This window comes from Lysobacter soli (assembly GCF_009755585.1).
GTDB classification, from domain to species: domain Bacteria; phylum Pseudomonadota; class Gammaproteobacteria; order Xanthomonadales; family Xanthomonadaceae; genus Lysobacter_J; species Lysobacter_J soli.
Window position 1 is genome coordinate 2541491 of sequence record NZ_CP046603.1, and the last position, 12366, is coordinate 2553856.

Sequence of the window (12366 nt, forward strand, 5' to 3'; positions counted from 1 at the left end):
CCGCGCCACGCCGATGCAATGAGCCTGACGGAATACCGCCGCAAGCGGCAGTTCACCAAGACCCGCGAACCCGAGCCCGGCAAGCGCCTGCCGCAGGGCCGACGTGCGATCTTCGTCGTCCAGCTGCATCACGCCAGCCGCCGCCACTACGACTTCCGCCTGCAGATCGGCGACGCGCTGAAAAGCTGGGCGGTGCCGAAGGGACCGAGCTACGACCCGAACGTCAAGCGCATGGCGGTCGAAGTCGAGGACCATCCGGTCGATTACGCCGAGTTCGAAGGCGAAATTCCGAAGGGCCATTACGGCGGCGGCCATGTCGCGCAGTTCGACCACGGCGTGTGGGCGACGCCTTACGACCCGGAAGAACAGCTTGCCAAGGGCCACCTGAAGTTCGAACTGTTCGGCGACAAGCTCAAGGGCGGCTGGCACCTGGTGCGCTCGGGAAAACCGGCGCGTCAGCCGCAATGGCTGCTGTTCAAGGACAAGGACGAATACGCCGGCACGCTGGAAGCCGACGACCTGCTCGCCGACGTCACGCCGCCGCCGGAGGAAGACGCCAAGCGCGCCGGACGGGGCAAGGCCAAACGCAAGCGCGAAACCGAAGTGCCGGTGCAGAGCGCGACGCGGCATCGCGACTGGGCGAAGCTGGCGATGAAGTTGCCCGGCGCACGCAAGGCCGCCGCGCCGACGGAGTTCTTCGCGCCGCAGCTGGCCAAGCTCGGCGACGCGCCACCCGAAGGCGACCAGTGGGTGCACGAGATCAAGTGGGACGGTTATCGCATCGTCGCCACCGTCGCGCGAGGCAAGGCCAAGCTCTGGTCGCGCAATGCGCTGGACTGGACCGACAAGGTGCCCGAGATCACCGGCGCGATCGAAGCGCTGGGCCTGAAATCGGCCGCGCTCGACGGCGAACTCATCGCCGGCTCCGGCACGCGCGACGACTTCAACCTGCTGCAGGCGACGCTGTCCGGTGAACGCCAGGGCACGTTGTCGTATGCGTTGTTCGACCTGCTGCACGTCGATGGCGTGGACATCAGCAAGGCGCCGCTGATCGAACGCAAGACGCTGCTGGAGCAGATCCTCGGCCACGGCACGCGCCACCTGTCGTACAGCTCGCACGCGGTGGGCGACGGCGAGCAGGCGTTCGAACTGGCCGGCCAGCAGGATTTCGAAGGCATCATCTCCAAGCGTGCCGACCGCGCCTACCACTCCGGACGCGGCGACGACTGGCGAAAGACCAAGGCGCTGCACAGCGACGAATATGCCGTCGTCGGATGGACCGCGCCGAAGGGCAGCCGCAGCGGTTTCGGGTCGCTGCTGCTCGCCACGCCCGACAAGCGCCACGGCTGGGCCTACGTCGGCCGCGTGGGCAGCGGGTTTTCCGACACGCTGATCAAGGACATCAGCAAGCGCCTCGGCCGCGCGGGTTCGAAGGAACCGACCGTGTACGTGCCGGAGAACGACACCGACCTGCGCAGCGCGAAGTGGTTCGAACCGCGCTTCGTGGTGGAAGTGAACTTCCGCGGCATCGGCGGACAGGGCCTTCTGCGGCAGCCGTCGCTCAAATCCATTCGCGACGACAAGGACATCGAGGACTTGTCCGACAGCGATCGCGGTTCGGGTACGAAGCCGGCCAAGGCCGCAGCGAAGAAGATCGCATCGAAGACGAGCGCATCGAAGACGGCAACGAAGAAGGCCGCGAAGTCGGCGACGAAAACCGCGCGCACGCCGCCGAAACTCAGTAGCCCGACGAAGGTGCTGTATCCCGACGACGGCTACACCAAGCTCGATGTCGCCAACTACTACGCCGCGGTTCGCGACCACCTGCTGCCGGAGATCGCCGGCCGCCCGCTGTCGATCATCCGCTGCCCCGCGGGCACCGACAAACCCTGCTTTTTCCAGAAACACCACACGCCCGGGCTCGAGCTGGTCGAATTCGTGCGCCTGAAGGAAGAAGCCGGCAACAACGCCAACTACCTCGTGGTGAACGACGAAGCCGCGTTGATGGAACTGGTGCAGTTCAACGCGCTGGAATTCCACCCGTGGGGCTCGCACGCGGACGATCCCGATCGCGCCGACCGCATCGTCTTCGACCTCGACCCCGGCCCCGACGTGCCGTTCGACGAAGTCAAACGCGCCGCCGTGGACGTGCGCAAGCGGCTCATCGAACTCGAACTGGAATCCTTCCTGCGCACCACCGGCGGCAAGGGCCTGCACGTGGTGGTGCCGCTGAATCCCGGCTGCGACTGGAGCCTGGTGAAGCCGTTCGCGCAGAGCTTCGCCGAAGTGATGTCGCAGGCCGAACCCGACCGCTTCCTGTCGGTGTCGACCAAGCGTCTTCGCAACAAGCGCATCTTCGTCGACTACCTGCGAAACGGGCGCGGCGCCACGGCCGTCGCGTCGTATTCGCTGCGTGCCCGGCCACGTGCACCGGTGTCGATGCCCCTGGCGTGGAGCGAGTTGCCCAAGCTCAAGCGTGGCGACGCGTTCACCATCGCCGACGTGCCCGCGCGCCTGAAGCGACGTCGCAAGGATCCGTGGTCGGGGATCGAGAAGATCAAGCAGAACCTGTCGAAGTTTTCGGCGGAGTAGAGGCTGGGCTCAACGCCGCGGCGCCGGAGGGAACCCCGAACGGCGTCAAACCCTCCCGTCATTCCCGCGAACGCGGGAATCCAGCGTCTTGCGTGTGCGTGGATGCCGGCTGTATGCAGTGCGGCGAATGCGTGAAGAGGCGCTGGATTCCCGCGTTCGCGGGAATGACGACCAACGCGTAGCGAGCGGCAAGGCTCCAGCGATGGCAACCTCGGGGCGCGCTCCGCTCACCCGCGCGCTAACGGCGCGCCAACCCGCCCGCATACAGCTTCGCCCTTTACACCGTTCCGACAAGCAGAAGACCTGCTCGCAACAAATCCACGCGCACCATCCGCCGACCGGATGCGCACGCTTTCGGCATGGGGACTTCCACAGGGACGAGGGCGGCCTGTTGCCCGTCGCGGTCGCGTTTGCTCCGGGCAAACCCTGTCCCGCGCCCGTGCAACGGGCCACCTCCGAGGAGATCCACCCCGTGATCAACAAAGCCCTGAGCGTCCTCGCCCTCGCCTGCGCATTGCCTGTCGCCGCGCAGGCCGCTTCGTCCACGCGCCAGATCGGCGTGAACGTCCTGCTCAACGGCGACGCCACGCCTGCAACGCTGGCCAAGCTGGGAACGTACGGCACCGTGCGCGACGTCGTGGCCGAAATCGATCTGGTCACGCTCAAGACCACCGAAGACCAGCTCGCCGCGATACGCGCCCTGCCCTTCGTGACCGCCGCCAATCCCGATGCCGAACGCAAGGGCAGCCCGGTCGACACGGTGAGCGCGACGAATTTCGCCAACGGCCTGAGCACCTGGGACCAGGACGCCGTGGACGTCACCAACCTCGGCGCCGGCCGCACCATCGCCTACGACGGCAACGGCGTGTACGTCGCGGTGCTCGACACGGGCCTGCTCGACACGTGGCGCCAGTACTTCCCGCAGGAACGCATCGCCAGCCAGTTCGCGAAGGCGTTCAACGGCGGCGGCGGCGAGAAGGGCAACGTGTCCGAACCGCCGAACAAGTGGGAACACGACCAGAACTCGCACGGCACGCACGTCACCAGCACGATCCTCGGCTACAGCCTCAATGGCGTTCCGATCAACGGCACCGCGCCGCGCGCCACGGTCATTCCGGTGAAGGTGCTCAACCAGAACGGTTCGGGCTGGTCGTCGGTGGTGGCAGCCGGCATCGTCTACGTCGCCAACCTCAAAGCCAGCGGCGCATTGGGCGCCTCGCCGGTGGTGATCAACATGAGCCTGGGCGGGCCGTCGCTCGATGCGTCCGAAAAGGCGGCGATCGATTACGCGATCTCCAAAGGCGTGGTGATCGTCGCCTCCGCCGGCAACGAAGGCGACGCGGGCATGGGTTATCCCGGTGCCTACGCGCCGGTGGTCTCGGTGGCCGCCACGGGCTGGAACGGGCAGTGGAAGCCCGGCGCCGACGGCAATCCGGGCAACTGGTGGAACGCCGACGACGTGCCCGATCCGACCAACACCGCCGATTTCCACATCGCCGATTTCTCGAGCCGTGCGCTCGCGGGACAGGATCTGGACGTCGCTGCGCCGGGTTCGTGGGTGGTCGGCCCGTACCAGACGCAGAGCGGCAAGACGTCGTACTTCTACCTGAGCGGCACGTCGATGGCCTCGCCGCACGTGGCCGGCATCGCCGCGTTGATGCTGCAGAAGGACCCGAACCTCGTGCAGGCCGACGTCGAGGACATCCTGACCACCGCCGCGATTCCGTGGGGCGCCGGTTGCGCGCTGGTATCGCAGCCGTCGGGCCCGGCAGTGAACGAGTGCTGGGGCGCGAACGCGACGGGATCGGGATTGATCACCGCGGCGAACGCGTTGTCGCTCACGCCGTAACGTAATGCTTCAAAGCCCCTCTCCCGCAGGTGGGAGAGGGGTTGGGGTGAGGGCGAACAGACTTGGATCCGCGATCCGACTAACCCGCCCGCTCCGCCCACGGCGCCTTCGCGAACTTCTTCACCAGGTGTTCGATAAGCAACTGGACGCGCGCCGGACGCACGCGTCCCGGCGGCGTGACCACGTGCAGTGCGATCGGCGGCGGCGACCATTCGGGCAGCACGACTTCCAGCTTGCCCGCCTTCAGTTCGCGCCACACCAGGAACTCGGGCTGCAACGCAATCCCCATGCCGGCGAGCAACGCGGGATTCAGCGCCTCCGCATTGTTCACGCGAAGCTGCGCGTTGACGCTGATCGAGAAATCGCCGTGGCGCTTGTGCTGGAACCGCCACGCGCCACCGAAACGCGACAGCGTGTAGAACAGCGTGCTGTGCTGCGAAAGCTCGCGCGGATGACGCGGGCGTCCATGCGCATCCAGATACGCCGGCGATGCGACCAGCAACACGCGCACGCCGCACAGCCGGCGCGCGAGCAGGCTCGAATCGGCCAGCGCCGAGATGCGCAGCGCGAGGTCGAAACCGCCGCCGACCAGATCGACCAGACCATCGTCGAAATCCACGTCGAGCGAGACGTCCGGATACGTCTGCATGAACTCCGGCAGCAGTGGCGCGAGGTGTTCGATGCCGAACGACATCGGCACCGCCATGCGCACGGTGCCGCGCGGACTGGCGGCCTGCGCCGTGATTTCGGCCTCGACCGCCTCGCCCTCCGCGAGGATGCGGCTGGCACGTTCCAGTGCGCCGCGGCCGCTTTCGGTCAGCGACATGCGCCGCGAGGTACGGTGGAACAGCACCGTCTTCAGGCGCGTTTCCAGGCGCGTGATCGCCTTGGAAATAGTGGCCTGCGAGAGGTTCAGCTCGGCCGCGGCGCGGGCGAAGGAGCCGGTTTCGGCGACCTTGGCGAAGATCGCCCAGGCTTCCAGGTCGGGCAGTTTCATGGGCGGCCCCATCATGCAAGGAATGGAAACGATCATATTCGATCCGTTCCATTCCCTACAGGCCGCCGGGCGCCTATCGTTTGCCCCACGCAATCCACCCACTTCGGAGCAAGGTCATGATCGAGCGTCGCCCGTTCAACTCCCTCGGCGGAGCCAACCACGGTTGGCTCGATGCCAAGCATCACTTCTCCTTCGCCAGCTACCACGATCCGGCGCGCATGGGCTGGGGCGCGTTGCGCGTGTGGAACGACGACACCATCGCCGCGAACACGGGCTTCCCGCCGCATCCGCATTCGGACATGGAGATCATCACCTACGTCCGCGACGGCGCGATCACCCACCAGGACAACCTGGGCAACAAGGGCCGCACCGAAGCCGGCGACGTGCAGGTGATGAGCGCGGGCACCGGCATCCAGCACGCCGAATACAACCTGGAGCCGGACACCACGCGGATCTTCCAGATCTGGATCATCCCCGACGCCCGCGGCGGCGCGCCGACCTGGGGCAGCAAGCCTTTCCCCAAGGGCGAGCGCTCCGGCCGCTTCGTGACGCTGGCCAGCGGCATCGCCGGCGACGAGGACGCGCTGCCGATCCGCGCCCAGGCCCGCGTGCTTGGCCTGACGCTGGCCGCCGGTGAGTCGGCGGAATACAGCTTCGACGGCACCCGTTTCGGTTACCTGGTGCCGGCCAAGGGCGCGATCGAAGTGAACGGCATCCGCCTCGAAGCCCGCGACGGCGCGGCGATCCGCAATGAAGGCGCGATCACCGTGAAGGCGCTGGAGGATGCCGAAGTCGTGCTGGTCGACTCGGCGCCGTAACGCACATCCGCGCCCTCTCCGATGAGGGGGCGCGGTGTTCTCCCGCACCGTCATTCCCGCGAAGTCGAGAATCCCCTTTGCGTCAGTCGCGCGAAGGCGGGAGCCCCCCCTTTCCGTCATTCCCGCGAAAGCGGGAATCCAGGGACTTTTCACGCCTGGTTGGTGCGTGTCGGCTGTGGAAGACGCGGGCGTCAGGTTCGGACCCGAATCGGGAAAGCATGGAACGTCCCTGGATTCCCGCCTTCGCGGGAATGACGGTGAGGGATGCGATCGCTGGCGCATCATTCCTGCTGTGCAGTGCGAGCATGACCGCCCCACCCCACTTTACCCGTTGTCCTCCGAAGAGGCTCTGCCCACGCCGTTCCCCACGAGGACGATGCCATGCTCGAGCTGCTGGACATCACCGCGTTCGGTGCGTTCCACACCGTCATCGCGATCGTCGGCGTCATCGCCGGCTTCGTCGCACTCATCGCGCATCGCGAAATCCGCATCACCTCGCGATCGGGCGCGATCTTCTTCTGGTTCACGATCGGCGCCGCGGTTACCGGGCTTTTCATCTTCCGACGCGGCGGCTTCGGCGCGCCGCACGTGCTGAGCGTGCTCACGCTGCTCGTGCTGGCGCTGGGCTGGTTCGCCGAACGACGCCGCGGCTTCGGTCGCCTCAGCGTCTACGTGGCGGCGCTGTTCAATCTCACCGCGCTGTTCTTCCACTTCATTCCGGCTTTCGTGGAGTCGCTCACGCGGCTTCCGCTGGGCGCGCCCTATGCCGCAGGCCCCGAGGATCCGCGTCTCTTCGGACCCATCGGCACGGCCTTCGTGCTGTATCTGTTCGCCGCGATCTGGCAGACGCGGCGGATCCGCGGCGCCGCGCGCCGCTCGCCTAGCCCGGGCGCCGGCCTCGCCTGAACGGGCATGCAGGGTCGCGCCCGCCGCGGCCCTGCTTTCACCGCCCGCCAACGCGGTTCCACGGAAAGTCATCCTCCTCCGGCCGGTTCATCCGGTAGTTCGTCCGGTAGATAGAGGTTTCCCATGGCCCGCCCCATCTGGACCGGCACCCTGTCGTTCGGTCTGCTCAACATCCCCGTGAAGCTGATGAGCGGCGAACGCCGCGTCGATCTGTCCTTCCGCATGCTCGACAGCCGGAACAACGCGCCGGTGCGCTACGAGCGCGTCAACGCCGAGACCGGCGAGGAAGTGCCGTGGAAGGAGATCGTCAAGGCCTTCGAGTACGACAAGGGCAGCTACGTCGTGCTGGAGGAATCGGACATCGCCAACGCCGCGCCCGACCACAAGGAGTCGGTCGACATCGACACCTTCGTGGACCTGGAGTCCATCGGCCCGGAGTTCTTCGAGAAGCCCTACGTGCTCGAGCCAGGCAAGAAGGCCGAGAAGGGTTACGTGCTGCTGCGCGAGGTGCTCAAGCGCACTGGGCAGGCCGGCGTGGGCCGCGTGGTGATCCGCACGCGCGAGTACCTGGCCGCCGTCGTGCCGAAGGACGACGCGCTGATGCTGCTGATCCTGCGGTTCGCGCAGGAGCTGATCGACCCGGCCGACTACAAGCTGCCCGAAGGCAGCCTGGAGAAGTGGAAGATCACCACGCGCGAGATCGACATGGCCAAGCAGCTCATCGAATCGATGAGCTCCAAGTGGAATCCGGAGGACTACAAGGACGACTTCCGCGAGCGCCTGACGAAGGTGATAGAGGACCGCGTGAAGTCCAAGAACGTCGTGCGAAAGGCCACCGCCGACGAGGACAACCTGCCCGAGAACGCCGCGACCAACGTCATCGACTTCGCCGATCTGCTCAAGCGCAGCCTGGAGAAGAAGGGTGGCGGCGGAGGCGGCGGCGGTTCGGCCAGCAAGGCCGCGCCGGCGAAAAAGGCCGCGAAAAAAGCGGCCGCGAAGAAGACGACCGCGGCGAAGAAGCGCACCGGGCGCAAGTCCGCCTGACGCGCACGCCGCATGCGACGCTGACGCATGGCCACGACGCCCCGGCTCACCAGCCCCGATCGAGTGGTCTATCCCGAAGCGGGGATCACCAAGGGCGAGATCGCCGACTACTACCGCGCGGTCTCGCGCTGGATGCTGCCCGAACTCGTGCGGCGTCCGCTTTCGCTGGTGCGGTGCCCCGATGGCATCGCGGGTTCGTGTTTCTTCCAGAAGCACCACGCCGATTCGCTCGGCGAGCACGTGGGCGAGATCACGCTGCGCGAAGTCAGCGGCCAGGGCGATTACCTGTACGTCGAGGACCTCGACGGCGTGCTCGAACTGGTGCAGATGAACTCGATCGAATTCCATGTCTGGGGTTCGCACATCGACGACGTCGACAAGCCCGACCGGCTCGTGTTCGACCTGGATCCGGATGAAGGGATCGAATGGAATGCACTGAAGGCCGCGGCGCGCGACGTGCGCGATCGCCTCGCCGAGCTGCGCCTGCGCAGCTGGGTCCGCCTCTCCGGCGGCAAGGGCGTGCATGTCGTGGCGCCGATTCGTCGCGGACCGGACTGGTCGCAGGTGAAGGATTTCTGCGACGCGTTTGCCGATTCGCTGGTCGCGCGCGCGCCGGAGCGCTACATCGCGACGGCTTCGAAGGCCGCGCGTGAAGGCCGCATCTTCATCGACTGGCTGCGCAATTCACGCGGTGCCACCAGCGTGACGAGCTGGTCCCTGCGCGCGCGACCGGGCGCGACCGTGGCGATGCCGCTGACGTGGGAAGAGCTCGGACGCGTGCGCCAGGCCGGTGCATTCGACCTGCACAAGGCGCTGCGCCGCGCGCGAAACCTCAAGCGCGATCCGTGGCACGCGATGCAGCGCGCACGCCAGACGCTGCCCTCGGACGTGACGCCCTGAGCCACTTCGCACGCGCGGTCTTTACGCGTTGCACACATTCGTGAACGTTGCCGGGCAAGCATGAATGGCCCGTACGCGCGGTTTTGCTAGCGTCGCGCCATGACTCATCGCCTACTCATCGTCTGCAAGGGAAACATCTGCCGAAGTCCCATGGCCGAGGCCATCGTGCGTGCACGCCTCCTGCGCCCCGGCATGCAGGTCGCCTCCGCCGGGCTCGCCGCGATGCGCGGCTTTCCGATCGACCCCAAGGCACAAGCGGCGCTTGCCGCGCACGGCTACGACGCCAGCGATCACATCGCACGGCAAGCGACCAAGGTGCTGATGCAGCAATCCGATCTCGTCCTCGCAATGGAGCAACGCCAGGTCGCTGCAGTGCTCGCTTTGTGTCCGACACTGCGGGGCCGCGTGTGCATGCTTTCGCACTGGCAGGACGGCAGCGACATCGAAGATCCCTACGGTCGCGACCAGCGCGCATTCGATATTGCGTTCGAACGCATCGAGTCTTGTATACGCGATTGGCGAACGAAACTGTGACACGTTCATTCCAATTGCTTCAGCGACGTGCGCATGCCGTGAAGTGATTCATCCATCTGAACCTGAGTTATCGCCGATCGCAGGTTCATTCGCGTGAACGTGTTTTTTTCATCTCTTCATCAACTACGCAACCATAGATTCGTTGCGCACGGACGCAGCGCGTCAGATTTCGACGCGTGAGGAACACGCGATCCGCTGCCGATGGTTGAGTGCGCACGCACACGGAAAAACACGCCTTTGCCCTTTCGTCGTTCGTGTTTCTGATCCGAGGTGCATGCATGAGGGACCCCAAGCTGGTAGCTGCCAGCGCGATCGCGTTGGCCGTGACCCTGTTCGCCATCTTCGCCATGCGCCCGTGGGCGCGGAAGATCGGACTGGTCGACCGGCCCGACGCGCGCAAGCAGCACCGCGGCAGCATTCCGCTGATCGGCGGGCTGTGCTTCTTCCTCGGCACCCTGGTGGGGCTGAGCTACCTGGGCTACATCGACGGATTCGTGACGAGCCTGCTGGCCGGTGGCGTGATGATCGTCGCGGCCGGCGCGCTGGATGACGCAAGCAACCTCAGCGTGACGTCACGCCTTCTGGTCGAGGCCGGTGCCGCCGGCCTGGTGATCTTCATGTCGGGTTTCTACGTGCACGATCTGGGCCAGATCGTCGGCACGCGCCACATCGACATCGGGCTGTTTGGCATCCCGTTCACGATCATCGCCGTCATCGGCCTGATCAACGCCTTCAACATGATGGACGGCATCGACGGCCTCGCCGCGTCGATGGCGATGGTGTGCATCGGCGCGATCCTGCTGTTCGACGATTCGTCCTGGTCGATGCCGGGCGTGCTGGTGATGCTGCAGGTGCTGTTCGCCGCGCTGATCCCCTACCTCTTCGTCAACCTGGGTTGGCCCGACGGTCGCAAGATCTTCATGGGCGACGCGGGCAGCACGCTGATCGGCTTCATCCTGGCGTGGGCCCTTATTTATATGAGTCACGCGAAGGTGGGCCGCCTCAATCCGCCGGACGTGCTGTGGTGCGTCGCGCTGCCGGTGATGGACACGCTGGCCGTGATGTATCGCCGCCTGCGCGCCGGCGGATCGCCGTTCAAGGCCGATCGCCAGCATCTCCACCACCTTCTGTGCGACACCGGCATGCCGCCGCGCCTGGTGCTGCTGACGATGGTCGCGGTCGCCGGCATCCTCGTGCTGATGGGCTGGTCGCTGCGCGACATGCCGCAGTCGCTCGCCTTCGCCGCCTTCATGCTGGTGATGGCGCTGCACGTGTGGTGGGTGCCGAAGGCGCTGACGAAGCTGCGCGGGCGCTGGCCGCGAAGCGCTCCGCGGCCCATTCCCGCGCCGGTGCAGACGCAGACGAACAACCACGGCATCAACTTCCTCAGCGCCCTGGCGGGCTTCGACGACCACGACGAGGTGCGCAACGTGCCCGAGCGCAGCGATGCGCCCGCCCGTGCCGGCATCGCACTTCCCGATGTGCTGCACCTGGCGGACGCGGCTGCCGAAGCCGCATCCGACATCAATCCGAGGCCCCCGGTGCGCGCCCTGTGCGTGCTGAGCGACTCGCCCGATGCGGTACGCATGGCGCCCATCGCGCAGCAGCTGGCGCGCGACGAACGCTTCGAGACGACCGTCTGCGTGGCCGCCGAATCCGAGCAGGAGTCGGCGCGCGTGCTCGAACTGTTCGACCTGTCGGCGGATGTGAAGGTCTCCGTGCCCGCGTCGGGCGAGGATCCGGCCGAGATGACCTCCAGTGCGCTGGGCGGCATCAAGCGCGTGATGACGCAGGTCCGTCCGGACGTCGTCGTCGTGCCGGGCGATGCGCCCGCGACGCTCGCCACCACGCTCGCCGCGCATTACCACCACGTGCCGGTGGTGTGCATCGACGGCGGCCTTGCGAATACCTCATCCCCGCGTGCGGCGGACGATCCGGGGCGCCGCATCGCGCGTGCACTCGCGTCCCTCCACGTCGCATCCGGTCAGTCGGCAGGCCGCCAGCTCGTCGCCGAAGGCGTGCCGGCGCATCGCGTGCTCGTCACCGGCAACGCCGCGCCGGATGCGCTGCGCAGCGCGCTCGAGCGCCTGCAGCCCGAACACGGCATGGGCCTGGCGCTGGCCGAACGCTTCGCCGCGCTGCGCGACAATGCCCCGCTGGTGCTGATGCTCGGCCACGAATGCGAGGAAGCGCACGCGACGCTGATGTGCAATGCGCTCACGCAGATCGCGCGCGAGCATCCGGGCGTGGACGTCGTCTGCGCGATCGGTCCGGTGTTCCTCGACGAGAACACGCCGGACAACCTCCACCGCATCGACGCGCCGGACTACCTTGCCGCGCTGTTCCTGCTGCGCCGTGCGCGACTGGCCTTCGTCGGCCCGTCCCTGTACGCAGAGGCGATGGCGCTGGAAATCCCGCTGCTTTCGCTCGATCCGCCGCCGGTCGAAGCCCAGGGCCGCGTGCACCTGATGGTTCACGACGCACAGGCGATCGCCGGCCACGTGTCGCGCCTGCTCGACGAAGCCTGGCTGCCGCCGCGCCGTGTCGCGCCGTCCGACAGCAACCGCATTCCCGAATTGAGCGACGCCGATGTGCGCGTCGCCGACGCCTTGGCGGGCCTGCGCCCGGTAATTCACGCGACGACGCCGTCGCGGGACGCCGGTTCGCCAAACCAGGTCGCGATCCGCAGCGCGTGGGGGGCGTCATGACCGCCCCCACCGCGCGCG

9 protein-coding genes are annotated in these 12366 nt (G+C 66.9%); 8 read left to right on the forward strand and 1 reads right to left on the reverse strand.

What is annotated here, in order from left to right; translation table 11 throughout:
• Positions 1–18: 18 nt before the first annotated feature.
• Positions 19–2592 (forward strand): DNA ligase D, encoded by a 2574-nt coding sequence (gene ligD, locus GOY17_RS11560; protein WP_157030518.1) that lies wholly within the window; start codon positions 19–21, stop codon positions 2590–2592.
• 472 nt (positions 2593–3064) lie between these two features.
• The gene (locus GOY17_RS11565; protein ID WP_198173668.1) at positions 3065–4441 is read left to right on the forward strand and encodes a S8 family peptidase; all 1377 of its coding nucleotides are present in this window, start codon (positions 3065–3067) and stop codon (positions 4439–4441) included.
• Positions 4442–4520: 79 nt separating this feature from the next.
• On the opposite strand, the gene GOY17_RS11570 is transcribed toward GOY17_RS11565, so the two are convergent.
• The gene (locus tag GOY17_RS11570) at positions 4521–5438 is read right to left on the reverse strand and encodes a LysR family transcriptional regulator (protein WP_157030519.1); all 918 of its coding nucleotides are present in this window, start codon (positions 5436–5438) and stop codon (positions 4521–4523) included.
• 116 nt (positions 5439–5554) lie between these two features.
• On the opposite strand from GOY17_RS11570, the gene GOY17_RS11575 reads away from it, so the two are divergent.
• The 6 genes from GOY17_RS11575 (at position 5555) to GOY17_RS11600 (ending at position 12348) form a co-directional block, all read left to right on the forward strand.
• Positions 5555–6256: a pirin family protein gene (locus GOY17_RS11575; protein WP_115841714.1), complete on the forward strand. Its 702-nt coding sequence runs from the start codon at positions 5555–5557 to the stop codon at positions 6254–6256.
• Positions 6257–6637: 381 nt separating this feature from the next.
• Positions 6638–7162: a hypothetical protein gene (locus tag GOY17_RS11580; RefSeq protein WP_157030520.1), complete on the forward strand. Its 525-nt coding sequence runs from the start codon at positions 6638–6640 to the stop codon at positions 7160–7162.
• Positions 7163–7285: 123 nt separating this feature from the next.
• Positions 7286–8206: a non-homologous end joining protein Ku gene (gene ku, locus GOY17_RS11585; RefSeq protein ID WP_157030521.1), complete on the forward strand. Its 921-nt coding sequence runs from the start codon at positions 7286–7288 to the stop codon at positions 8204–8206.
• Between the two features lie 27 nt (positions 8207–8233).
• A complete protein-coding gene (gene ligD / locus GOY17_RS11590; RefSeq protein ID WP_157030522.1) occupies positions 8234–9106 on the forward strand; it encodes a non-homologous end-joining DNA ligase in 873 nt (290 codons plus the stop codon).
• Between the two features lie 150 nt (positions 9107–9256).
• The gene (locus tag GOY17_RS11595; RefSeq protein ID WP_198173669.1) at positions 9257–9640 is read left to right on the forward strand and encodes an arsenate reductase/protein-tyrosine-phosphatase family protein; all 384 of its coding nucleotides are present in this window, start codon (positions 9257–9259) and stop codon (positions 9638–9640) included.
• Between the two features lie 278 nt (positions 9641–9918).
• Positions 9919–12348: a UDP-N-acetylglucosamine 2-epimerase gene (locus GOY17_RS11600; protein WP_157030524.1), complete on the forward strand. Its 2430-nt coding sequence runs from the start codon at positions 9919–9921 to the stop codon at positions 12346–12348.
• Positions 12349–12366 lie beyond the last annotated feature (18 nt).